The following is a 23887-nucleotide window of genomic DNA, read 5'->3' on the forward strand; positions in this document are numbered from 1 at the left end:
CGCGTGTTCGAGTCGGTGGCAGGGCTGCTGGCGGAACACGAGGACCTGACGCAGCAGCTGTCGGACCCCGCGCTCCACGCCGATGCGGCCCGGGCGAAGAAGGTGAACCGGCGGTACGCCGAGCTCAACCAGATCAAGTCCGCGTACGAGTCCTGGAAGGCGGCGGGGGACGACCTCGCCGCCGCCCAGGAGCTCGCGCGTGAGGACGAGGCGTTCGCGGACGAGGTCCCGGCGCTCGAGGAGCAGCTGTCGGAGCGCCAGGAGCGTCTCCGCCGGCTGCTCATCCCGCGCGACCCGGACGACGGGCGCGACGTGATCATGGAGATCAAGGGCGGCGAGGGCGGCGAGGAGTCGGCGCTGTTCGCGGCCGACCTCCTGCGCATGTACTCGCACTACGCCGAGTCCAAGGGCTGGAAGATCGAGATGCTCGAGCGCACCGAGTCCGACCTCGGTGGCTACAAGGACGTCCAGGTCGCGATCAAGTCGAACGCGACCGACCCGTCCCAGGGCGTCTGGGCGCACCTGAAGTACGAGGGTGGCGTGCACCGCGTGCAGCGCGTGCCGGCGACCGAGTCGCAGGGGCGCATCCACACCTCGACGACCGGCGTGCTGGTCTTCCCCGAGGTCGACGAGCCCGAAGAGGTCCAGATCAACCAGAACGACCTCAAGATCGACGTCTACCGGTCCTCCGGCCCCGGCGGCCAGTCCGTCAACACGACGGACTCCGCGGTCCGCATCACGCACCTGCCCACGGGCATCACGGTCGCGATGCAGAACGAGAAGTCGCAGCTGCAGAACCGCGAGGCCGGCATGCGCGTCCTGCGCGCCCGCATCCTCGCGCGGCAGCAGGAGGAGCTCGACGCCATCGCCTCGGACGCGCGCAAGTCGCAGATCCGCGGCATGGACCGTTCGGAGCGCATCCGCACGTACAACTTCCCGGAGAACCGCATCGCGGACCACCGCACCGGGTACAAGGCGTACGACCTGGACCGCGTGATGAACGGTGCGCTCGAGCCCGTCATCCAGTCCGCCATCAGTGCGGACGAAGAGGCCCGTCTGGCCGCCATCGGCGACCAGGACGCCTAGACCCGCCCTGGAGGCACGGATCACCTCCGACAGCCAGCCCACGTACGCAGCGGATCGCCTCCTGGACGAGGCGACCGCTGCGCTCGTCGCGCACGGGGTCCCGACTCCGCGCGTGGACGCCGAACTCCTGCTAGCCTGGGCGACCGACACGTCCCGCGGTGCCGTGCAGGCCCGTGCCCTGACCGGTGGCGCGATCGCTGCCGGGCACGTCGAGCGCTTCCGGCAGGCCGTCGCCCGCCGCACCACTCGCGAGCCGCTGCAGCACATCACGGGGGAGGCCCACTTCCGCGCGCTCACCCTGGCGGTGGGGCCCGGGGTCTTCGTCCCGCGGCCCGAGACCGAGGGCGTCGTGCAGTTCGGCATCGACGCACTCCGCGCCGTCGCCGTCCCCGAGCCGATCGCCGTCGACCTCGGTTCCGGCAGCGGCGCCATCGCGATCGCCATGGACACCGAGGTGCCGAACGCCGTCGTGTACGCCGTCGAGCGCTCGCCCGAGGCGCTCCCGTGGACCCGGCGCAACGTCGAGTCCCACGGCGGCACGGTCCGCCTCGTCGAGGGCGACCTCGCCGACGCGTTGCCCGAACTCGACGGCACGGTGTCGGTCGTCGTGTCGAACCCGCCGTACGTCCCCGACGACGCGGTGCCGATCGACCCCGAGGTCCGCGACCACGACCCCGCGATGGCGCTCTACGGCGGCCCGGACGGCCTCGACGCCGTACGTGCCCTGGCCGAGACGGCCTGGCGCCTGCTCGTCCCAGGGGGAGTCCTCGTGGTCGAGCACGCCGAGCCGCAGGGCGCCGGCGTGCGTGACGTGCTGGCGCGCCGGGGGTTCCGTACCCCGGAGACGCACCAGGACCTGACGGGACGCGACCGCACGACCACCGCGACCCGCTAGCCCGGGCCGGCCCGCGCCTCCCGTCCGGGGTCGGGGTGGGGCGTTCCGGGCGTACCTGGTCCTTTCGGGCGTACCCGGCGGGTTCTTTCGACCCGGTACGCCCGGTTCCGCTTCCCATCGCGCGTGCGATGGGAAGGATCGTGCGGGGCGCGGGCCTGGGGGTGTGGTTCCGGGCGTGCCTGGTCCTTTCGGGCGTACTCGGCGGTTCCTTTCGACCTGGTACGCCCGGTTCCGCTTCCTACGCGGCGGGAGCCGCGGCGCGGTCCTGCGCCGCGACGAAGGCGAGGACCGCCTCGCGCAGGTCGGTGTGCTCCTCGACGAGGACCGCGTGGATGCCGACGCTCCGCGCCCCCTCGACGTTGATCGGCATGTCGTCAGCGAAGAACGTTCGCTCGGCCGGCACGCCGTGGTGCTCGAGGGCGCGGAGGAACACCTCGGGCTCGGGCTTCCGCGCGCCGAAGTTGCTCGTCGTGTCGAGGTGCTCGCCGAACAGCGGCGGGAGGGACGGCGCCCAGCGGTGGATCCACCGGCCGGCCAGCGGCCCGTTGTTCGTGAGGAGCCCGACGCGCCCGTGCTCGCTCGCCACGCGGACCGCCTCGATGCGGTCGGGCAGCTCGGTCATCGCGCCGCCGCGGATCCGCGCCCAGTCGGCCTCGGGGACGTCGCAGCCCATCGCCGCCTCGAACGCGGCGAGGTACGCGTCGCCGTCGGCGTACCCGCCGGCCTCGGCACGCTGCTCGTTGCCGCAGTCCCACCACCGTCGGCGGAGCTCCTGGAACTCGTGTCCGGTGAACTCGGCGAGGGCGGCCATCCGCACCTTCCAGTCGTACCGGACGAGGACCTCGTCCATGTCGAAGAGGAACAGGAGTCGGGGCGCAGGCGTCTCGTTCACGATGCCACCATTGTGTCGCACTATCATCGTCGAGTCATGGCATCCCGATACGACTGCACCGACTCCGACGGGCTCCTGACCGGGATGCGGCTCGCACGTGCCGCCCTCGGGCGCGGAGAACTCGTCGTCGTCCCCACCGACACCGTCTACGGCGTGGCCGCGGACGCCTTCAGCGCGTCCGCCGTCCAGCGTCTGCTCGACGCGAAGGGCCGCACCCGCCAGTCGCCGCCGCCGGTGCTCATCCCCGGTCCGCCGACCCTCGAGGCACTGGCGAGCGACATCCCGCAGCAGGTGCGCGACCTCGTGGCCGAGTTCTGGCCCGGCGGCCTCACCGTGATCCTGCGCGCCCAGCCGTCGCTCGACTGGGACCTCGGCGAGACGCGCGGCACCGTCGCCCTCCGCATGCCGGACTCCCGGATCGCGCTCGAACTCCTGCAGGAAGTCGGGCCGCTCGCGGTGTCCTCGGCGAACTCCACCGGGGACCCGGCTGCGATGGACGCCGACCAGGCCGAGGCGATGCTCGGTGACAGCGTCGCCGTGTACCTCGACGGCGGCCCGATCGAGGCGCACGACGGGTTCGCAGCCTCCACGGGCTCGACGATCGTGGACGCCACGGGGCTCTCCGACGGCGGGAAGCTCCTGATCGTCCGTCACGGCGTGATCTCGGACGACGAGATCGCCAGGGTCGTCGGAGCCGACCTCGTCGGATGAAGTACTACCTGCTCGCCGGGGCCATCGCGGCCGTGGTGAGCTTCTGCGTCAGCTGGATCGTGTGGAAGCTGGGGCTGAAGTACAAGTGGTACCCGAAGGTCCGTGAGCGGGACGTGCACCGCACGCCGACGCCGCGGCTCGGCGGGATCGCGATGTACATCGGCGTCATCGTCTCCCTGCTCGCGGCGTGGTTCCTGTTCCCGTCGATCGCGGGCACGGACTACTTCCGGCTGGTGTTCTCCGAACCCGGCCGTGTGCTGGCGGTGCTCGGGGGAGCGACCATCATCGTGGTGCTGGGAGTCGCGGACGACATCTGGGACCTCGACTGGATGACGAAGCTCGCGGGGCAGATCATCGCAGCGGGCATCCTGGCGTGGCAGGGCGTGGCGATCGTGTCCCTGCCGATCGGCAACACGCTCGGCGTGGGCTCGTCCTACATGAGCCTGATCTTCACCGTGCTGGCCGTGGTGCTCGTGATGAACGCGGTGAACTTCATCGACGGGCTCGACGGTCTGGTCGCCGGTGTCGCGATCATCGCCGGCGGCGTGTTCTTCCTGTACACGTTCTTCATCAACCGCGTGGTCGTGCAGACCGAGTTCTTCTTCAACCTGCCGTCGCTGCTGACGGCGGTCCTCGTCGGTGCCTGCTTCGGGTTCCTCATCCTCAACTGGCACCCGGCGAAGCTCTTCATGGGAGATGCCGGGGCACTGCTCGTCGGCTTCCTGATGGCGACGAGTGCGGTGTCGGTCACGGGCAACATCGACCCCGCTGCGGTGCAGACACGCCAGGCGCTCCTGCCGGCGTTCATCCCGATCCTGCTGCCGTTCGCGATCCTCATCGTGCCGATCCTGGACTTCGGTCTCGCCGTGACGCGACGCCTCAGCGCCGGCAAGTCGCCGTTCTCGGCCGACCGGAAGCACCTGCACCACCGTCTGCTCGACATGGGGCACTCGCACTTCCACGCCGTGCTCATCTTCTACGCGTGGACGGCCACGGTCGCCGTCGGCTGCCTGCTGTTCCTCTTCGTGGACTGGTACTGGGTCGTCGTGTTCGTCGCCGTCGGCTTCACGGTCTGCGCCGTCGCCACCTTCGCGCCGCTCGGCCGCAAACGCGCCGAGTTCGCCGCCCAGGCAGCCACCCGTTCCACCACGGTGGTGGACGCCAGCCTCGACCCGCTCGACCGGGCCGCCAACGACCGCTCGATCCCAGGAGACATCACGTGACCGCACCGAACGCGCTCGACCACGTCCGGCCGGTGTTCCGCCGCATCATCACGTGGGGGGCGGTCCTCGCCGTCGGACTCGCCGTGGTCGGGGGAGTCGTCGGCCTGCTCGTCGCCGGCACGCCCGGGCTCGTGGGTGGCCTGCTCGGTGCCGTCCTGAGCGTGGTGTTCCTCGGGCTGACCGCGGTGAGCGTGCTCGTCGCGCTGCGCGTCTCGAAGGGGCAGATGATCTCGGGTGCCTTCTTCGGCATCGTGATGGGCACCTGGCTCCTGAAGTTCATCGTGTTCATCGTGGTGCTGGTCCTGCTGCGGGACCGTGCGTGGGTGGACTTCCCGGTCCTCGCGATCGTGATCATCGTCGGCGTCGTCGGGTCCCTCGTGATCGACGTCGTCGCGGTGGCCAAGGCCCGGATCCCGATCGGGGTGTCCCTCCCCGGAGACTCCGCGTCTCCTGAGAAGGACGCACCCCGCAACTGAGAGCCCGGGAAGCCTCTCGCACCTGATAGGCTTCTCGGAGTCCGCGTCCGGAGCACTGCTCGGAGCGGGCAAGCCTCCACAACGTCCACCATCGCGTGCCATGCGTGCGCGCGCCGACACAGGAGACAGCGCTGCTATCCCACGCTCTTCCCCTGTCCCTCACCGCTGCGGGTAACACCGTTGCGGCGGGGAGCAGCAAGGCCGCCGAGTTCCATGGTCCGTCGATCAACGAGTTCTTCCCCGATGCGATCTTCTTCGCGGGGACGCCCTTCGAGATCGATCGCGTCGTCATCATCCGCTTCATCGCGGTCGCCGTTCTGCTGGTGTTCGCCTTCGTGGGGACACGCTCGCTGAAGCTGGTGCCCAACCGCGGTCAGGCATTCATCGAGTACGCGTTCGACGTCGTCCGTCGCAACACCTTCGACAACCTCGGAGAGAAGGACGGCAAGCGCTTCCTGCCGCTGCTGGCGACGATCTTCTTCGGCGTGCTGTTCATGAACCTCACGGGTCTGATCCCGGGTCTGAACCTCGGTGGTACCAGCCGTATCGCGATGCCCCTGATCCTCGCGGTCGTCGCGTACCTCGCCTTCATCTACGCAGGTCTGCGCAAGCATCCCGGGACGTTCCTCCGGAACGCGCTCTTCCCGCCCGGTGTGCCGTGGTTCCTCTACATCATCGTGACGCCGATCGAGTTCGTCTCGACCTTCGTGCTCCGTCCGGTGACGCTGACGCTGCGACTCCTGATGAACATGGTCGTCGGCCACCTGCTGCTCGTCCTGTTCTTCGCAGCCACGCAGTTCTTCTTCTTCGAGAGCGGCAACCTCTTCGCCCTCTTCGGAGTCGGGACGCTCGCGTTCGGCATCGCGTTCAGCTTCTTCGAGATCCTGGTCGCGCTGCTGCAGGCGTACGTCTTCATGCTGCTGACCGCTGTGTACATCCAGCTCGCGCTGGCTGACGAGCACTGACCACCGACCTGTACTGACCCCCAATACGGCACGGCATCCGCCGGGCCGCATCTTGAAAGGAAAACACGTGGACGCAACGACCGTTCTCGCGGAGATCAACGGCAACATCGCGACCGTGGGCTACGGCCTCGCAGCGATCGGCCCGGCCATCGGCGTGGGCATCGTCGTCGGCAAGACGATCGAGTCCGTCGCTCGCCAGCCCGAGCTCCAGGGCCGTCTGACGACCCTCATGTACATCGGTATCGCCTTCACCGAGGCCCTGGCCTTCATCGGTATCGCCACGTACTTCATCTTCACCAACTAAGGTTCCTCGATGCAGAACGCACTCATCATCGCGGCGGAGGAAACGCACAATCCGCTGATCCCGCCGGTGTACGACATCGTGTGGTCGCTGGTTGCCTTCGTCATCATCTTCCTGGTGTTCTGGCGTGTCGTCACGCCGCGCATCACGAAGATGCTCGATGAGCGCACGGAGGCCATCGAAGGCGGCATCAAGAAGGCGGAGGCCGCTCAGGAGCAGGCCGCTGCTGCGCTCGAGGAGTACAACAAGCAGCTCGCCGAGGCCCGTGCCGAGGCGTCGCGGATCCGCGAGCAGGCCCGTGCCGACGCGAACGCGATCGGCAACGAGCTCCGCGAGCAGGCGCAGGCCGATGCAGCACGCATCGCCGCCAACGCGCAGGCGCAGATCGAGGCCGAGCGTCAGAGCGCTCTCCAGTCGCTCCGGTCCGAGGTGGGCACCCTTGCCCTCGACCTCGCGTCCGGCGTGATCGGCGAGTCCCTGAAGGACGACGCCAAGTCGAACGCGGTCGTCGACCGGTTCCTCGCTGACCTCGAGGCCTCGCAGGCCGAGAAGACCGGGGAGCACTGAGCATGCGCAGCGCCACCAGGGAAGCACTGGCGTCCACGAGGGCGGTGCTCGCCGACCTCGGCGGTGCGGCCGACCTCGCCGCCGGTGCCGAGATCCTCGCCGCAGGGCGTGCGATCGCCGGTGCGCCGCAGCTGCTCGGTCTGCTGTCCGACCCGACGGCCGACCCGGCCGGCAAGAAGGTCGTCATCGACCGCGTCTTCGCCGGTCAGTCGGCCGCGACGCGTGCGGTCCTGACCGCGGTGGCCGGCTCGCGCTGGTCCTCGCACCAGGACCTGCTCGTCGGCATCGAGGACGCGGGCATCCGCGCCGTCGCCGCCACCGCGGCCTCCGGGACGCCGATCGAGGCCGAACTGTTCTCCTTCGAGACCGCCGTCCGTTCGGACGCCGACCTCGAGCTGGCGCTCGGCACGAAGCTCGGCAGCCCGGCGGAGAAGAGCGCACTCGTCGAGCGGCTGCTCGGCGGCAAGGCGTCGGAGCAGACCATCGTGATCCTGTCGCACCTCGTGCAGCAGCCCCGTGGTCGTCGCATCGGCGAACTCGTCCGCGACGCCTCGCGCATCGTGGCCGAGCAGGCCGGCAAGCTCGTCGCGACGGTCATCACCGCGACGCCGCTCACGGACGGCCAGGCGGCTCGTGTCGCCCGGGCGCTCGCGCAGCAGCACGGCAAGGACATCAGCATCAACCACGTGGTCGACCCGTCGGTCGTCGGCGGGGTCCGGGTGCAGCTCGGCGGCGACGTCATCGACGGCACCGTGTCCACGCGACTCTCGGAGCTCCGGCTCCAGCTCGCCGGCTAGGCGTACCGTCGAAGCCGCTCCTCCCAAGTCCACAACGGGAACTGCCGAGTCAGGCAGCGTCACCCTCTCGGAGCCGAAGGGCCCCGGAAACCAACAAGGAAAATCCCATGGCAGACATCACCATCAGCCCCGATGAGATCCGTGATGCCCTGAAGGACTTCGTCTCGAACTACGAGCCGACGAAGGCCTCCACGGCCGAGGTCGGGCACGTCATCGACGCCGGTGACGGCATCGCGCACGTCGAGGGCCTCCCCGGCGTCATGGCGAACGAGCTCATCCGCTTCGAGGACGGCACCCTCGGCCTCGCGCAGAACCTCGACGAGGACGAGATCGGCGCCATCGTGCTCGGCGAGTTCGCCGGTGTCGAAGAGGGCCAGGAAGTCACCCGCACCGGCGAGGTCCTCTCGGTCCCCGTCGGCGACGGCTTCCTCGGTCGCGTCGTCGACCCGCTCGGCGCACCGATCGACGGTCTCGGCGAGATCCAGGCCGAGGGTCGTCGTGCCCTCGAGCTGCAGGCACCCGGCGTCATGGCCCGCAAGTCGGTCCACGAGCCGCTCCAGACCGGCATCAAGGCCATCGACGCGATGATCCCCGTCGGCCGCGGTCAGCGTCAGCTGATCATCGGCGACCGCCAGACCGGCAAGACGGCCATCGCGATCGACACGATCATCAACCAGAAGGCCAACTGGGAGTCGGGCGACGAGGACAAGCAGGTCCGCTGCATCTACGTCGCCATCGGCCAGAAGGGCTCCACGATCGCCTCCGTCAAGGGTGCGCTCGAGGACGCCGGCGCGATGGAGTACACCACCATCGTCGCCGCCCCGGCCTCCGACCCCGCCGGCTTCAAGTACCTCGCCCCGTACACCGGCTCGGCCATCGGTCAGCACTGGATGTACCAGGGCAAGCACGTCCTCATCATCTTCGACGACCTGTCGAAGCAGGCCGAGGCCTACCGTGCGGTGTCGCTCCTCCTGCGTCGTCCGCCGGGCCGCGAGGCCTACCCGGGTGACGTCTTCTACCTGCACTCCCGTCTGCTGGAGCGTTGCGCGAAGCTGTCCGACGAGCTCGGCGCCGGTTCGATGACGGGTCTCCCGATCATCGAGACCAAGGCGAACGACGTCTCGGCGTACATCCCGACCAACGTGATCTCCATCACGGACGGCCAGATCTTCCTGCAGTCGGACCTGTTCAACGCGAACCAGCGTCCGGCCGTCGACGTGGGCATCTCGGTGTCCCGCGTCGGTGGTGACGCACAGGTCAAGTCGATCAAGAAGGTCTCCGGCACGCTCAAGCTCGAGCTCGCGCAGTACCGCTCGCTCGAGGCGTTCGCGATGTTCGCGTCCGACCTCGACCAGGCGTCGCGTCGTCAGCTCGAGCGCGGTGCCCGCCTGACCGAGCTCCTCAAGCAGCCGCAGTACTCGCCGTACCCGGTCGAGGAGCAGGTCGTCTCGATCTGGGCCGGCACGAACGGCAAGCTTGACGAGGTCCCCGTGGCCGACGTCCTGCGCTTCGAGTCGGAGCTGCTCGACCACCTGCGTCGCAACTCGGACGTCCTGACGACGCTCCGCGAGACGAACCAGCTCAGCGACGACACCGTCGCCGAGATGGGCAAGCAGATCGACGAGTTCTCCAAGAGCTTCCAGACGAGCGACGGCAAGACGCTCGGGTCCGAGCAGTTCGAGGCCGCTTCGGCCGAGGACGTCGACCAGGAGCAGATCGTCAAGGGTCGTCGCTAGATGGCAGCGCAGGTCCGGGTCTACCGACAGCGAATCAAGTCCGCGAAGACCACGAAGAAGGTCACTCGCGCGATGGAGTTGATCTCGGCGTCGCGGATCCAGAAGGCGCAGGCCCGCATGGCCGCGTCGGGTCCGTACTCGCGGGCCGTGACGCGTGCGGTGTCGGCCGTGGCGACGTTCTCGAACGTCGACCACGTGCTGACCACCGAGCCGGAGTCGTCGACGCGGGCAGCCGTGGTGCTGTTCACGTCGGACCGCGGCCTGAACGGTGCGTTCAGCACGAACGTCCTCAAGCAGGGCGAGGAGCTCGCCTCCCTGCTCCGCAGCGAGGGCAAGGACGTCGTGTTCTACCTGGTCGGGCGCAAGTCCGTCGGGTACTTCGCGTTCCGTGAGCGCGCGTCGGAGCAGCAGTGGGTCGGCAACACCGACCAGCCGGAGTTCTCGACGGCGAAGTCGATCGGCGACGCCGTCGTGGCGAAGTTCCTGCAGGACACGGCCGAGGGTGGCGTGGACGAGATCCACATCGTCTTCAACCGCTTCCTGAGCCTCGCCACGCAGGAGCCGCAGGTCGTCCGGCTGCTCCCGCTCGAGGTCGTCGAGGGGGTCGAGGCACCGTCGAACGACGAGCCGCTGCCGCTCTACGAGTTCGAGCCGGACGCCGACGCGGTGCTCGACGCGCTGCTCCCGGTCTACATCGAGAGCCGCATCTTCAACGCCATGCTGCAGTCGGCTGCCTCCGAGCACGCCGCCCGCCAGAAGGCGATGAAGGCCGCGAGCGACAACGCCGACTCGCTGATCCGCGACTTCACGCGTCTCGCGAACAACGCCCGACAGGCCGAGATCACCCAGCAGATCTCCGAGATCGTCGGCGGCGCCGACGCCCTCTCGTCGAAGAAGAAGTAGTCCGCGTCGTTCGCGGACAGTTACCCACCCTCAGGAAGGCACCAGCCATGACCGACACCGCAACCACCGCGGTCGAGACGTCGTCGGCGCCCGGTGTCGGCCGGATCGCCCGTGTCACGGGCCCCGTCGTCGACATCGAGTTCCCGCACGACGCCATCCCCGAGATGTACAACCTCTTGTTCACGACCATCACCATCGGTGATTCGTCGCAGGAGATCGGTCTCGAGGTCGCACAGCACCTCGGCGACGACCTCGTCCGCGCCATCTCCCTGAAGCCGACCGACGGTCTGGTCCGTGGCCAGGAGGTCCGTGACTCGGGCGCTCCCATCTCGGTCCCCGTCGGCGACGTCACCAAGGGCAAGGTCTTCGACGTGCTGGGCAACGTGCTCAACACCGACGAGAAGCTCGAGATCACCGAGCGTTGGCCGATCCACCGCAAGGCCCCGGCCTTCGACCAGCTCGAGTCGAAGACGTCCATGTTCGAGACCGGCATCAAGTCGATCGACCTCCTCACCCCGTACGTGCAGGGTGGCAAGATCGGCCTCTTCGGTGGTGCTGGTGTCGGCAAGACGGTCCTCATCCAGGAGATGATCCAGCGCGTCGCGCAGGACCACGGTGGTGTGTCGGTGTTCGCCGGTGTCGGCGAGCGCACCCGTGAGGGCAACGACCTCATCGGCGAGATGGAAGAGGCGGGCGTCTTCGACAAGACCGCCCTCGTGTTCGGCCAGATGGACGAGCCGCCGGGAACGCGTCTGCGCGTGGCCCTGTCGGCGCTGACGATGGCGGAGTACTTCCGCGATGTCCAGAAGCAGGACGTGCTCCTCTTCATCGACAACATCTTCCGCTTCACGCAGGCCGGTTCCGAGGTCTCCACGCTGCTCGGCCGCATGCCGTCCGCGGTGGGGTACCAGCCGAACCTCGCCGACGAGATGGGTGTGCTCCAGGAGCGCATCACCTCGACGCGTGGTCACTCGATCACCTCGCTGCAGGCGATCTACGTGCCGGCTGACGACTACACCGACCCGGCGCCGGCGACCACGTTCGCGCACCTCGACGCCACGACCGAGCTCTCCCGCGAGATCGCGTCGCAGGGTCTGTACCCGGCCATCGACCCGCTGACCTCCACGTCGCGGATCATGGACCCCCGGTACCTGGGCGCCGACCACTACGAGACGGCCACGCGCGTCAAGCAGATCCTCCAGAAGAACAAGGAGCTGCAGGAGATCATCGCCATCCTCGGTGTCGACGAGCTCTCCGAAGAGGACAAGATCACGGTCGAGCGCGCTCGTCGTATCCAGCAGTTCCTCTCGCAGAACACCTACATGGCCAAGAAGTTCACGGGTGTCGAGGGTTCGACCGTGCCGCTGAAGGACACCATCGAGTCCTTCCGTGCGATCGCGGACGGCGAGTTCGACCACGTGGCCGTGCAGGCCTTCTTCAACGTCGGTGGCATCAACGACGTCGAAGAGAAGTGGGCGCAGATCCAGAAGGAGAACCGCTGACATGGCGGCACTCACCGTGAGCGTCGTCTCGGCCGACCGCGAGGTCTGGTCGGGAGACGCCACCATGGTCGTCGCTCGGACGACGGAGGGCCAGATCGGTATCCTCGCGGGACACGAGCCTCTGCTCGCGACCCTCGCGCAGGGTCAGGTCCGCATCACCCGGGCCGACGGCTCGACGGTGGCGGCGGACGCCGAGGACGGCTTCCTGTCGGTCGAGCACGACACGGTCACGATCGTGGCGCGGCAGGCCGCGCTGGCGTCCTGACCGGACTGACCGTCCTCCTCCCGCCTTCGGAGACGAAGCGGGAGGGCGGGGACACGGACCGCACGCTCGACCTGCGTGCGCTGTCGTTCCCAGAACTGGCTGCTGAACGGGCCGCGGTGATCACCGCGGCCCGTTCCGTCAGTTCTGAGGAGTCCTCTGCCCGGACGGCCCTGAAGCTCGGCCCGAAGTCGATCGAGGAGCGGTTCCGCAACCTCGCGCTCGAGACCTCGGGCACGATGCCGGCGATCGACCGGTACACGGGGGTGCTCTACGACCCGCTCGGGGCCCTCGACGCGGACGCCACGACCCGCGCGTGGTGGTTCGACCACGTGGTGGTGCAGTCCGCGATGTTCGGCCCCCTCGGCGGCGGCGATCCAATCCCGGCGTACCGGCTCTCGCACGACTCCCGGCTCGGCAGCGTGCGGCTCGCCTCGCACTGGCCGGCTGCGTCGTCGCGTGTCCTCGCAGAGCACTCGGCGGGAGGTCTCGTGCTCGACCTCCGGTCCGAGGGCTACCGGCAGCTGGGCCCCGTGGCCGACGCCGTGGCGCCGCGCGTGGTGAGCGTGGACGGCGCCGGCCGACGCAAGGCACTGAACCACTGGAACAAGACCGCGAAGGGCCGCCTGGTGGCGTTGCTCGGCCGTACCGGTGCACAGGTGTCCTCGATGGTCGAGCTCGTCGAGTGGGCGTCGGAGCACGGCGTCGCGTTCGAGCAGCACGACACTGGTTGGGACCTCGTGGCCGAGAGCCTCGAGCCCGCCGCGGTCTGACCTCTGCCCCGCCCGTCCCTCCACAGGTCGGGTGGGGCGAGTCGCCCTCCACAGACGGCCGGTTCAGGGCGGCCTGGAGGCGCGGCGTGCGTTTCGATGTCGACATGATCCCCGTGACGACACGAACCCTCGACGAAGCCGCTGTGCGCTACCCGCGTGAGATCGCAGCTGCGGTCACACTGCCGGCCGCGTGCGCGGCACTCGTCGCGCCCCACGATGGGCCGTTGCCCCGCACCGCTGCGGTCGCGGTGCTCACCGCGTGTGCTGCGCTCGCACCCCGCTTCGCGTTGATCGACTTCCTCGCGGCACGCGACCATCCCGATCCGCGTGGCGTCGCCGCCTTCGACCCGTTCCTGGACGACACCCCGCCGGCGCTGCGTGGCTGGGGACCGGAACCGGACCGGGCACGCATCCGGATCGCGGGGGACCGGTGTGCCGAGGCTTGGCAGTGGTGGCGGAGCGAGGACCCGTCCGCCGACACCGGGTCCGGCGCGGCTGGTGCGCTCGCCATCGCCTCCTGGTGCTCGTGGGCTCTCGGGTCGACGGCGCGTGCGCAGACCCGCGCGCAGCACGCGCTCGACACGTGTGCGAGCGACCCGCTCGCTGCGGTCGTCCTGCGCTCCGTGCGTGCCGGGAGCGGGCCGGCGTGGGAGCGCCGATGACGACCGGGGGACAGGATCGTCTACGGTGGTGTGCGACCACGCTTGGAGGGCTCGGTTGCGCGACGACGACATCGACGACACCGTCATCCGACGACCGCGGGCGCAGCTCTCCGGCGACCGTGTGGGCGACGCGCTCGACGACACGGTCATCCGGGCCGCACCGACGGCCCCCGCCCAGCCGGACGCCGACGCGGACGACGACACCGTGATCCGTCCGGTCGCCGCGCCGCGCCCGACCGACGACGGTCTCGACGACACGATCGTGCGTGTGCCGGCGCGACCGGACGACAGCGCAAGCGCGTCCGTCGGAGCCGAGCCGCGCCTCCAGGCCGTCCCACCCGCACCGCAGACCAGGGTTCCCTCGATCCGGATCGGGGAGCGGGTGCTCCGGCTCGACCACCCCGTGATCGTCGGCCGGCGGCCCACGATGCCGCGGATCCTGCGCGGTGCGGCGCCGGAACTGGTTACGGTTCCGTCGGCGACCGGGCAGGTGTCCTCCTCGCACGTGCTCGTGCACGCGGAGGGCGAGGCGACGGTCGTCGACGACCTCCGGTCGACCAACGGCACGGTGGTGCGGCCGGCGGGCGCGGCTCCGTTCCGGATGCCGTCGGGTGCCTCGAACGTCGTCCTGACGGGTACGGTTGTCGAGATCGGTGACGGCAACGTCATCGAGGTCCTCTCGCCGTACCACCGGGTCGCACCGACGGCGGGGGACATCCCGCCACTCCCCGTGTGGCCGTCCGATCCACCAGCCGGCACGCCCCGAACCCCCAGAGAGCGATCCTGAACCGTGACCGAACTCGGCCGAGCAGCGACTGCGCACGCCATCGACGTCCCCGGTGCCGACGGTGCCACCCTGACGCTGTCGTGGGGAGCCGCGACCGACGTCGGTCGCCGTCGTGACCACAACGAGGACAGCTACATCGTCGGAGCCCCGTTCTTCGTCGTCGCCGACGGGATGGGGGGTCACCTCGCGGGCGACCGTGCGAGCGACGCCGTCGTGCGTCGCCTCGAGCAGGCGACCGAGAGCGCCTTCTCGTCGCGACAGGCCATCCAGCGGGCGCTCCTGCTCGCCACGGCCGACATCGAGCGGGCCGCCGGCGGCAACGCGATCGGCGCCGGGACGACCGTCACCGGGATCGCGCTCGTCGCGTCCCACGGGCAGCCGGCCGCCCTCGTGTTCAACGTCGGCGACTCGCGGACGTACCGGATCGAGGACGGCGTGCTCCGTCGTGTGACCGTCGACCACTCGGTCGTGCAGGAGATGGTGGACGCCGGCCTGCTGCGGGCCGAGGACGCCGAACGCCACCCCGACAGCAACGTCATCACGCGCGCCGTGGGGTTCGGCGAACCGCCGGAGCCCGACTGGTGGACGCTGCCGCTCCGCGCCGGTGATCGCTACATCGTGTGCTCGGACGGGCTGACGAAGGAACTCGGCGACGGCGGGATCGGTCGCATCGCCGCGCGCGAGCCGAGCGCCCAGGGTCTGGCCGAACGCCTGGTGGGCGACGCCGTCGTGGCCGGCGGTCGCGACAACGTGACGGTCGTCGTGCTGCAGGTCGACGACGCGCCGGACGACGGAGACGTGGAAGACACGCTCCCGCGCCACTGAGTGCCCCCCGAACTGGGGGAGCGCTGACCCACCGCCCGCAGCGGTGTGCGGAATGTCGGTCACCCACGGTTCGTACAATGGCAGGGCCGTGACGAGAGAGCTGGCCGCTCGGCCGGGGAGGAGAGGACGATGGCGCGACGCCTGCCGTCCACCCCGCCCGTGATCCCGGGGTTCAGTCCCGTGCACGTCCTCGGTTCCGGCGGGTTCGCCGACGTCTTCCTCTACGAGCAGGACATGCCGCGCCGGCAGGTCGCCGTGAAGGTGCTCCTCGACGAGGTCGTCGACGACCGCGTCCGACAGATGTTCCAGGCCGAGGCGAACCTGATGGCCCGCCTCAGCACGCACCCGTCGATCCTCACCGTCTTCCAGGCGAGCGTGGCGTCCGACGGGCGTCCGTACCTGGTGATGGAGCTGTGCTCGTCCTCGCTCAGCGAGCGGTACCGCCGGGAGCCGATCCCGGTGTCCGAGGTGCTCTCCACCGGCATCCGGATCGGCTCCGCACTCGAGACCGCGCACCGCGAGGGCGTGCTCCACCGCGACATCAAGCCGTCGAACATCCTCGTGACGGCGTACGGCAACCCCGTGCTGTCCGACTTCGGCATCGCTGCGACGATCGGTGGCACCGACCCCGACGAGCCCGTCGGCATGTCGATCCCCTGGTCGGCTCCCGAGGTCCTCATCGACGAGTCCCGCGGCACCATCCAGTCCGAGGTGTACTCCCTCGCGGCGACCGTGTTCTCGCTGCTCGCCGGTCGCAGCCCCTTCGAGGTCCGCGGCGGCAAGAACGGCGCCGCCGACCTGATGAGCCGCATCGACAAGGGCGGTGTGAAGTCCACGGGGCGCACCGACGTCCCGCCGTCGCTCGAACGACTGCTCGCTGCGGCCATGTCGCGCAAGGTCGCCGGGCGACCGTCGACCGTGATGGAACTCGTCCGTGGCTTCCAGCAGGTCGAGGCGGAGCTCGGCATCCCGCAGACCACAGCCGACGTCGCGGTCGAGGCCTGGGCGGTCGCGACGCCGACGCCGGACGGCGACCGCACGATGATCCGGGAGCTCCAGCCGCCCACGCGTGTCGGGGCGCGACGCCGGACCCGCAAGGCGATCCAGGGTGGCTCGTCGGCCGCCGCGGCGCAGAGCGTCGGCACCGTGCACCGCACCGGTTCCGTGACCCGCGCTCGACGCCGGTCCCGTTCCACCCTGGTGTGGGCGACGTCCCTGGCCGTGGTCGTCGTGGCAGCGCTCGCGATCGCCACCGTGGTCGTGGTCGGACGCCTGGGCAGTGGTGCGATCCCCGTCGTGTCGGACGTTCAGGCAGCCACGACCGCGTCGTCCGTCACGTTCACCTGGGACGACCCGGGGCTCCGCAACGGCGACACCTACGTGATCTCCTCCAACGGTGCGGCCAGCCAGCAGACCGGTGCCCGGTTCGTCGTCTCCGGGAAGAAGGGCGACGAGGAGTGCATCGCCGTCGCGGTCAACCGGGACGGCAAGACCGGCGTGGCGAGCGCCCAGAAGTGCGCCACGATCGGGAGCGCCGGGTGATCCGGGCGCTCCTCGCCAAGCACCGTTCAGCCGCGGTGACCGTCGGTGCCTCGATCGTCGTGGGGGCGGTCGTCGCGACCGCGGCCGTCGCCTCGACCGGTTACCACACGCAGCGTGTCGAGCTCGGAGACGGCACCGTGTGGGTGCCGTCCGCCGAGTACGGCGCGGTGGGCCGCGCGAACACCGGCGTCCTGCAGCTGAACACGGCCGTCGAGACCGCGAGTGACAGCCTCTCCGTGCTGCAGCGCGGCTCGACCGTGTACAGCGTGGACGACACGAAGGGGACCGTGGCGAAGGTCGACGTCGCCGACGCGACCGTCGCCGACCCGGTGACCCTGCCCGCCGGGTCGCCGCAGGTCTTCTTCGCCGGCTCCACCGCGGTCATCGGCAACGGCGACACCGGCGAGCTCTGGGCGACACCGGCGAAGGACCTCGGCGAGTTCGACGCGTCCACGAAGGCGGACCTCACGCTCGGCGCCGACGCGGTCTTCGACGCATCCGACGAGCACGTGGCCGTCTACTCACCGAAGACCGGCACGGCGTCGCTCGTCGACGTCGGCACGACCCTGACCGTGGCCGAGCGTTGGACCGTCAAGATGGACCGCGCCGACGACTTCCAGGTCGCGTCCTTCGGGAACCACGTCGCGGTGCTCGACCGGACGACCGGCGAGGTGTCCGTCGACGGTGACACGGTGGACCTCGGCGACCGCGTCGGCACGTCCCCGTCGCTCCAGCGGTCCACCGACGACGCGTCCGAGGTCGTCGTCGCGGGGACCGCCGGGCTCGTCCGCGTCTCGGCGTCGGGCAGCGTCGACGCCACCGCACTGCAGGTGTCCGGACGTGCGGCTCGGCCGACCGTCGTCGGGTCCTGCACCTACGCTGCGTGGGCCGGTGGGCAGGCGATCGACACCTGTCGCGGGAACGCGCTCCAGCGGCTCGCGGACACGGCAGGTACGAGCGACCTCCAGATCCTGCACAACGGCGAGACCGTCGTCGCGAACGACCCCCAGAGCGGGCGTTCCTGGGCGATCGACCGCAGCGGTCAGCTGATCGACAACTGGTCCGACCTCATCAAGAAGGACGACGACCAGCAGCAGGAGCAGGTGTCCGACGACGACCCCGAGGTCGACAAGGACCAGAAGCCGCCGGTCGCGGTCGACGACGACCTGGGCGCTCGTCCGGGACGCACCACGAGCCTCCCGGTCCTGCTCAACGACTACGACCCGAACGGTGACCCGATCGTCATCGGCGAGGTCGGCCGCGTCGACGACGCGGTCGGCGACGTCGCGATCGTCGGCGACGGTCAGCGCCTGCAGATCACGCTGTCGGCTCGTGCCAGCGGCACCGTGTCGTTCCCGTACACGATCACGGACGGCAACGGCGGGTCGGACACGGCCATCGTGAAGGTGACGGTTCGTCCCGACTCGGCGAACGATCCACCACGACAGGTGCGGGACACGTCAGCGGACGTCGTGCAGAACGGTCACGTCGTCACCAACGTGCTCGGCGACTGGGTGGACCCCGACGGCGATCCCGTGTACCTGAAGTCGGCGACGGCGTCCGACGGCGACCGGGTGTCGACGACGCCGGACGGGCTCCTCGACTACCGCAACGCGAGCGGGCGGACGGGCGACCGGGCCGTCCAGCTCGTGGTCAGCGACGGCCGGGCCGACGGCCGCGGTGCCGTCACCGTGCACGTCGCGAAGCAGGGCAGCGTGCCCCTGTACGCCGACCCGTTCCCGGTGCAGGGCTACGCGGGCAAGGCCTTCAGCGTCGACCCGCTCGACCACGTGCGCGGCGGCAACGGCACCGTCACGTTGACGAGCGTCTCCTCGGCGTCGGGGCTGACCGTCACGCCGAGCTACGACGCCGGGACCTTCCGCGTCCTGGGCGCCGGCGCCGGCGACCACCAGCTCGAGTACACCGTCACGGACGGCACGAAGACCACGAGCGGCATCGTGCGGATCACGATCCTGGCGCCACCGGACGCCTCGACCGCGCCGATCACCACTCCGAAGACGGTGTTCGTCAACACCCTGTCGACGAAGGACACGGACGTCACCGCGACGGACATCGACCCAGCCGGCGGCGTGCTCCTCGTGACCGCGCTCGACGGGCCGGAACGCGGCTCCGGCGTCCAGGCGAGCATCCTCGACCAGCACACCGTCCGCGTCACGCTCACGGCGCCACTCGACGGGCCCGTGTCGTTCGGCTACACCGAGACGAACGGACTCGCCTCGGCGACGGGCACGATCACCGTCGTCGAGATCCCCAAGCCGGACCGCATCCAGCCCCCGGTCGCCCAGCCGGACACCGCGACCGTGCGGGTCGGCGACGTCGCGAACATCGACGTGCTCGCGAACGACACCCAGCCCGAGGGTGAGCCGCTGACCCTGCAGCCCGAGCTCGTGCAGAACGTCCCGGGTGACGGAGGGCTGCTCTTCGCGTCGGGCGACCACCTCCGGTACCTCGCGCCGACCACACCGGGCAGCTACACCGCCGTGTACCGGGTCGCCGGGCCCGACGGGCAGTACGCCGACGCGACCGTCTCGATCTCCGTTCGGGAGCAGGACGCAGCGACGAACAACCCGCCCGTCCCGCAGACCGTCACCGCGCGGGTCGTCGCCGGACAGTCCGTCCGGGTGTCGATCCCGCTGAACGGCATCGACCCCGACGGTGACTCCGTGCAACTCGTCGGCGTCGCGTCGAACCCGGACAAGGGCTCGGTCAGCGACGTCGCCTCCGACTCCCTGACCTACGAGGCGGGCGACTACTCGGCCGGCACCGACGAGTTCACCTACACGGTCGTCGACGCCCTCGGTGCCCGCGCCACCGGCACCGTCCGCGTCGGCATCGCGCCGCGTGCGGAACAGGCGTCGAACCCCGTGGCCGAGGCCGACCACGTCACCATCCGACCCGGCGGTTCCGTCACCGTCCGTGTCCTGCAGAACGACTCCGACCCCGAGGGCGGGCAGCTGACCGTCACCGACGCGCAGCCCACCGCGAAGGACGTCACGGCGAAGATCCTGCAGAAGCAGCAGATCCGCGTCACGCCACCGAAGACCGCGAAGGACGGCGACTACGCCGTCCTGTACACGGTCGCGAACGAGAACGGCGGGGCCAGCACCGCGTTCCTCACCGTCACGGTCGACCCGGACGCGCAACCCCTGCGGCCCGAGGTCGACGACACGACGCTCGACCTGCAGGACATCCTGCACCGGCAGAGCGTCACCGTCGACGTGCTCGACAACGTGTTCTTCGCCGAGGGCACCACCGCCGACCTGAAGGTGGGCGTGGTGGACGGCTACGGCGACACCGCACGCACGACGGACGACCAGCGGATCGTCGTCCGCCTGACCGACGACTCGCAGGTCATCCCGTTCTCGGTCGCACGGGTCGACCACCCGGACATCGTGTCCTACGGGTTCATCCACGTCCCCGGGTTCGACGACGCGTTGCCCCAGGTCAACCGGACCGCTGGCGCGATCACGGTCAAGAGCGAGGCCACCGTCCGCATCCCGCTGTCGAAGTACGTGGTGACGGCCAACGGACAGACGGCGAAGATCACCGACGACGGCACCGTGAAGGCGACGCACGCCAACGGGCAGGACCTCGTCGTCGACTCGTCGAACCTGCAGTTCACGTCGTCGAAGCTCTACTACGGCAACGCGTCGATCTCGTTCGAGGTCACCGACGGATCGAACGCGAACGGCGGGAAGGGCCGCGTCGCGACGCTCGTGCTGCCGATCAAGGTGACGCCCCGGTCCAATCAGCCGCCCGCGTTCACCGGGTCCGCGGTGGACATGCAGCCGGGGGAGTCGCGCACGATCGACCTCACCAAGCTCACGGACTACCCGTACCCGAAGGACCTGCCGGAGCTCCGCTACTCCGTCGTCAGCAAGCCCTCCGACGGCACGACCGCGACGATCTCGGGACAGAAGCTGACCGTGACGGTCGCCGACACCGCGAAGAAGAACACCACCGCCGCGATCGGCATCGGCGTGGCCGACGACGCGAACCAGGGCCGGAGCGGCGTCGTGGACGTCGACGTGGTCGCGTCCACCCGGCCGCTCGTCCAGCCGGGTGCGGACAAGTCGATCACGAAGCGCGGCGCGACCACCACGATCGACGTCCTCGCCAACGACCAGCCGACGAACCCGTTCCCCGAGCAGCGACTCCGCGTCGTCAACATCCGCGGGCTGTCCGGCGGTCTGCCCGGCGGTGTGACGGTCACGCCGAGCGCGGACAAGTCCCGCCTGCAGGTGAGCGTCTCCGCGAACGCCAAGCCCGTCGACGCACACCTGCAGTACCAGGTCGCCGACGCCACCGACGATCCCGACCGGTACGTCTGGGGCGACGTGACGATCTCCGTGCAGGACGTCCCCGACGCGCCAGGAGCCCCGAGCCGCACCGGGTCCTACGAGGGCGGTCAGGCCACATTGACCTGGTCGACCCCGCAGGCGAACAACTCGCCCATCACCGGGTACCGGCTGCAGGGCACGAACGGCGTCGCGAAGGACTGCGGCACCGCGACCGTCTGCACGATCACGGGCCTCGACCCGGCGGGCTCGTACCGGTTCACGGTCGTGGCGACGAACGCGATCGGCGACTCGAAGGCGTCGGGGGAGTCCGCACCGATCAGCGCCGACTTCGTCCCCGCACCGCCGAAGGGCATCAGCGTCACACCGAGCAAGAGCACGCCGAACCAGCTCGACGTGAGCTGGAACAAGGTCGACGCCCCGAACAACGGGACCGCGGTCGACAACTACGTCGTGACGATCCAGGGCCCCGGGCTGTCCACGTCGCGGAACGTCGGGACGGCCACGAACACGTCGTTCACCGGTGCGCAGAGTGCTGCGCAGTACACGGTCACCGTGTCCGCTCGCAACGGCGCGGACCGCAACAACACCGTGGTGCAGTGGAACTCGGCGTCGGCCACGGGTGCCGCTGTCGGCATGCCGGGCAAGCCCGCGAACGTCTCCGCGAACGTCGGCAGCAACGACGACGGCACCGGGAAGTCCGTGGTCACCGTCACGTGGGGGGCCGCGGACGCAGCCGGGGGCCCGTCGACCAGCTACGGCGTGTTCCAGTCCGGGAACGTCGACTGCAACAACCCGCCCGGAGGGTCGTTGGGTTCGTCCAGCCCGACGACGGTGACCGGCGTGGGCGGCGGGAAGCGCACCTTCGCCGTGACCGTGTCCAACGGCTTCTTCTGCAACGTCCAGTACACCGAGACCACGGCCTACCAACGACCGGACGGCACGGACACCCCGACTGTCGCGCTGACGTCTGAGAGTTCCAGCTTGCCCAACGCGCTGATCACCGCGCCGCGAACGGACGTCGACCATTACCTGCTCGAGACCGGGAGCGGCACCCCCGTCACCCTGCAACCGGGCCAGTCCTGGAGCGGTGTACCCGGCGGCGGTGCTCGGAACGTCCCTGTGACCGTGTCGCTTCGGGCCTGCGGCGGTCCCGGCACGTCGTTCTGCACGCAGGATGCGCAGTCCAAACAGGTGCGTGCGGCCGCTCTCGACGCAACTGCTTCGGTCGACGCAGCAAAGCAGGGCACCCCGATCGCGGTCGACGGACCATCTGGTGCCGGAATGAGCGTTCGGTACACGGCGCGCTGGTACGGGAGCGACGACGGTAGCGGCCTGTTCACGACTGATTCGTGGGACGCATCAGCCCCGGCACCGAGTCCGCCACTGCTCGCTGGCTCGGTTCGCGTGCAAGCCACGCTGACGCTGTCGCTCGGCGATGGATCGAGCCTGACCACCACCGGCGACCTGTCCGCCGCGGTGGCAGTGGCGCCCGCGGATCCGCCCGCGACGGACCCGTCCACCGCGCCGTCCGAGTAACGACTCACCGCCGCCGCTCACCGTACGCTGCCCCTACCGCCATCCCCGAGAACGAGGAACGACACCGCATGAGCATGACCCCGGAGCAGGCCACCTGGTTCGCCGACGTCGCAGGCCGCATCGTGACCAACGTCGAGCAGGTGCTCCTCGGGAAGACGTTCGTGATCCGCCTGGCGGTCACGGCGATGCTCAGCGAGGGCCACCTCCTCCTCGAGGACGTCCCCGGCACGGGGAAGACGAGCCTCGCCCGGGCGATGGCGCAGAGCGTGCAGGGGTCGACGAACCGCATCCAGTTCACGCCGGACCTGCTGCCGGGCGACATCACCGGCATCAGCGTCTACGACCAGAAGACGCAGGAGTTCGACTTCCACCGCGGCCCGGTCTTCTCGAACATCGTCCTGGCCGACGAGATCAACCGCGCGAGCCCGAAGACCCAGTCGGCGCTGCTCGAGGCGATGGAGGAGTCCGCGGTCACGGTCGACGGCGTGAACCACAAGCTCGCCGCGCCGTTCATGGTCATCGCGACGCAGAACCCCGTCGAGCAGGCGGGGACGTACCGGCTGCCCGAAGCGCAGCTCGACCGGTTCCTCATGAAGGCGTCGATCGGGTACCCGGACCACGCGGCGACGGTGAAGATCCTCGAGACCTCCTCGGCGCCGTCGAGTTCGGTCCCGCTCGCGAGCGTCGTGCCGGCCGCGACGATCACCGAGATGGCGACGCTCGCCCGCTCGGTGCACGTCGACCCGGTGATCGCGGACTACGTCGCGCGCCTGGTCGACGCGACGCGCTCGGCCAGCGAGGTCCGCCTGGGCGTGAGCGTCCGCGGCGCGATGGGGCTGATGCGCGCTTCGCGGGTGTTCGCTGCGCTGAACGCGCGGCACTACGTCACGCCCGACGACGTGAAGGCGCTGGCGGTGCCGATCCTGGCGCACCGTCTGGTGCTCGACGCCGAGGCGGAGTTCGACGGCGTCAGCGCCACGAGCGTCATCGCGCAGCTGCTGGTCGAGACGCCGCCGCCGGCGGACCGGGCCGCGTCGTGACCGACCGCCGGCCCGTCTCGACGCGGTCGCGCCGCCCGTCCTCGACGCGGTCGCGTCGCGGGACGACGGCGTACGAGCGCACGG

Annotated in this window: 21 protein-coding genes; 20 read left to right on the forward strand and 1 reads right to left on the reverse strand. The window is 69.9% G+C overall.

The features are described from left to right. The first annotated feature begins 3 nt into the window (after window positions 1-3). Together prfA and prmC are read left to right on the forward strand one after the other, a co-directional pair. Complete coding sequence (gene prfA, locus CRP27_RS01025; protein ID WP_097178950.1) at window positions 4-1086, forward strand: peptide chain release factor 1; 1083 nt, start codon at window positions 4-6, stop codon at window positions 1084-1086. 61 nt (window positions 1087-1147) lie between these two features. Further along, the gene (prmC, locus tag CRP27_RS01030; protein ID WP_255257436.1) at window positions 1148-1981 is read left to right on the forward strand and encodes a peptide chain release factor N(5)-glutamine methyltransferase; all 834 of its coding nucleotides are present in this window, start codon (window positions 1148-1150) and stop codon (window positions 1979-1981) included. A 238-nt stretch (window positions 1982-2219) separates the two neighbouring features. On the opposite strand, the gene CRP27_RS01035 is transcribed toward prmC, so the two are convergent. Then, window positions 2220-2873 (reverse strand): HAD family phosphatase, encoded by a 654-nt coding sequence (locus tag CRP27_RS01035; RefSeq protein ID WP_101685994.1) that lies wholly within the window; start codon window positions 2871-2873, stop codon window positions 2220-2222. 36 nt (window positions 2874-2909) lie between these two features. Here CRP27_RS01035 and CRP27_RS01040 point away from each other — a divergent pair, with 36 nt between their 5' ends. The 18 genes from CRP27_RS01040 to CRP27_RS01125 all read left to right on the forward strand — a co-directional run bounded on the left by CRP27_RS01040 (window position 2910) and on the right by CRP27_RS01125 (window position 23803). Beyond that, window positions 2910-3584: an L-threonylcarbamoyladenylate synthase gene (locus tag CRP27_RS01040; RefSeq protein ID WP_097178953.1), complete on the forward strand. Its 675-nt coding sequence runs from the start codon at window positions 2910-2912 to the stop codon at window positions 3582-3584. Beyond that, a complete protein-coding gene (locus CRP27_RS01045) occupies window positions 3581-4807 on the forward strand; it encodes an MraY family glycosyltransferase (protein WP_079236207.1) in 1227 nt (408 codons plus the stop codon). The genes CRP27_RS01040 and CRP27_RS01045 overlap by 4 nt, the downstream gene beginning before the upstream one ends. Further along, complete coding sequence (locus tag CRP27_RS01050) at window positions 4804-5283, forward strand: hypothetical protein (protein ID WP_255257390.1); 480 nt, start codon at window positions 4804-4806, stop codon at window positions 5281-5283. Before CRP27_RS01045 ends, CRP27_RS01050 begins: the two co-directional genes overlap by 4 nt. Window positions 5284-5435: 152 nt before the next feature. Further along, on the forward strand, window positions 5436-6248 hold the full coding sequence (gene atpB, locus CRP27_RS01055) for a F0F1 ATP synthase subunit A (protein WP_097179580.1): 813 nt from the start codon (window positions 5436-5438) through the stop codon (window positions 6246-6248). Between the two features lie 67 nt (window positions 6249-6315). Beyond that, a complete protein-coding gene (gene atpE / locus CRP27_RS01060) occupies window positions 6316-6552 on the forward strand; it encodes an ATP synthase F0 subunit C (protein ID WP_027465781.1) in 237 nt (78 codons plus the stop codon). 9 nt (window positions 6553-6561) lie between these two features. Further along, window positions 6562-7116, forward strand: coding sequence for a F0F1 ATP synthase subunit B (locus tag CRP27_RS01065; protein WP_079236206.1), 555 nt, complete (start codon window positions 6562-6564; stop codon window positions 7114-7116). A 2-nt stretch (window positions 7117-7118) separates the two neighbouring features. Further along, on the forward strand, window positions 7119-7913 hold the full coding sequence (locus CRP27_RS01070; RefSeq protein WP_097178954.1) for a F0F1 ATP synthase subunit delta: 795 nt from the start codon (window positions 7119-7121) through the stop codon (window positions 7911-7913). 107 nt (window positions 7914-8020) lie between these two features. After that, window positions 8021-9649, forward strand: a complete 1629-nt coding sequence (atpA, locus tag CRP27_RS01075; protein WP_097178955.1) for a F0F1 ATP synthase subunit alpha — start codon at window positions 8021-8023, stop codon at window positions 9647-9649. Further along, window positions 9650-10552, forward strand: coding sequence for a F0F1 ATP synthase subunit gamma (locus CRP27_RS01080; protein WP_071296243.1), 903 nt, complete (start codon window positions 9650-9652; stop codon window positions 10550-10552). Between the two features lie 47 nt (window positions 10553-10599). Next, on the forward strand, window positions 10600-12054 hold the full coding sequence (gene atpD, locus CRP27_RS01085; RefSeq protein WP_022905457.1) for a F0F1 ATP synthase subunit beta: 1455 nt from the start codon (window positions 10600-10602) through the stop codon (window positions 12052-12054). Between the two features lies 1 nt (window position 12055). Continuing rightward, window positions 12056-12319: a F0F1 ATP synthase subunit epsilon gene (locus CRP27_RS01090; protein ID WP_022905458.1), complete on the forward strand. Its 264-nt coding sequence runs from the start codon at window positions 12056-12058 to the stop codon at window positions 12317-12319. Between the two features lie 5 nt (window positions 12320-12324). Next, a complete protein-coding gene (locus CRP27_RS01095) occupies window positions 12325-13089 on the forward strand; it encodes a YaaA family protein (protein ID WP_097178956.1) in 765 nt (254 codons plus the stop codon). Between the two features lie 113 nt (window positions 13090-13202). Next, the gene (locus CRP27_RS01100; RefSeq protein WP_141399646.1) at window positions 13203-13751 is read left to right on the forward strand and encodes a hypothetical protein; all 549 of its coding nucleotides are present in this window, start codon (window positions 13203-13205) and stop codon (window positions 13749-13751) included. A 55-nt stretch (window positions 13752-13806) separates the two neighbouring features. Further along, a complete protein-coding gene (locus CRP27_RS01105) occupies window positions 13807-14538 on the forward strand; it encodes a hypothetical protein (RefSeq protein ID WP_097178958.1) in 732 nt (243 codons plus the stop codon). Between the two features lie 3 nt (window positions 14539-14541). After that, window positions 14542-15363 carry a PP2C family serine/threonine-protein phosphatase gene (locus CRP27_RS01110; protein ID WP_255257391.1) on the forward strand — a complete coding sequence of 274 codons (822 nt, stop codon included), beginning with the start codon at window positions 14542-14544 and terminating at the stop codon, window positions 15361-15363. Window positions 15364-15492: 129 nt separating this feature from the next. Further along, complete coding sequence (locus CRP27_RS01115; protein WP_097178959.1) at window positions 15493-16905, forward strand: serine/threonine-protein kinase; 1413 nt, start codon at window positions 15493-15495, stop codon at window positions 16903-16905. Further along, entirely contained in the window at window positions 16878-22763 is a 5886-nt protein-coding gene (locus CRP27_RS01120; protein WP_141399647.1) for an Ig-like domain-containing protein, read from the forward strand. The genes CRP27_RS01115 and CRP27_RS01120 overlap by 28 nt, the downstream gene beginning before the upstream one ends. Window positions 22764-22831: 68 nt before the next feature. After that, window positions 22832-23803, forward strand: coding sequence for a MoxR family ATPase (locus CRP27_RS01125; RefSeq protein ID WP_097178961.1), 972 nt, complete (start codon window positions 22832-22834; stop codon window positions 23801-23803). Window positions 23804-23887: the final 84 nt, after the last annotated feature.

The organism is Curtobacterium sp. 314Chir4.1 (assembly GCF_900215175.1).
GTDB lineage: Bacteria > Actinomycetota > Actinomycetes > Actinomycetales > Microbacteriaceae > Curtobacterium > Curtobacterium pusillum_A.

Excerpts from the sequence above, each read along its gene's own strand:
- CRP27_RS01040 (WP_097178953.1), top strand. The coding sequence starts at position 2,910 with ATGGCATCCCGATACGACTGCACCGACTCCGACGGGCTCCTGACCGGG.
- CRP27_RS01045 (WP_079236207.1), top strand. The coding sequence starts at position 3,581 with ATGAAGTACTACCTGCTCGCCGGGGCCATCGCGGCCGTGGTGAGCTTC.
- CRP27_RS01065 (WP_079236206.1), top strand. The coding sequence starts at position 6,562 with ATGCAGAACGCACTCATCATCGCGGCGGAGGAAACGCACAATCCGCTG.
- CRP27_RS01070 (WP_097178954.1), top strand. The coding sequence starts at position 7,119 with ATGCGCAGCGCCACCAGGGAAGCACTGGCGTCCACGAGGGCGGTGCTC.
- atpA (WP_097178955.1), top strand. The coding sequence starts at position 8,021 with ATGGCAGACATCACCATCAGCCCCGATGAGATCCGTGATGCCCTGAAG.
- CRP27_RS01080 (WP_071296243.1), top strand. The coding sequence starts at position 9,650 with ATGGCAGCGCAGGTCCGGGTCTACCGACAGCGAATCAAGTCCGCGAAG.
- atpD (WP_022905457.1), top strand. The coding sequence starts at position 10,600 with ATGACCGACACCGCAACCACCGCGGTCGAGACGTCGTCGGCGCCCGGT.
- CRP27_RS01090 (WP_022905458.1), top strand. The coding sequence starts at position 12,056 with ATGGCGGCACTCACCGTGAGCGTCGTCTCGGCCGACCGCGAGGTCTGG.
- CRP27_RS01115 (WP_097178959.1), top strand. The coding sequence starts at position 15,493 with ATGGCGCGACGCCTGCCGTCCACCCCGCCCGTGATCCCGGGGTTCAGT.
- CRP27_RS01125 (WP_097178961.1), top strand. The coding sequence starts at position 22,832 with ATGAGCATGACCCCGGAGCAGGCCACCTGGTTCGCCGACGTCGCAGGC.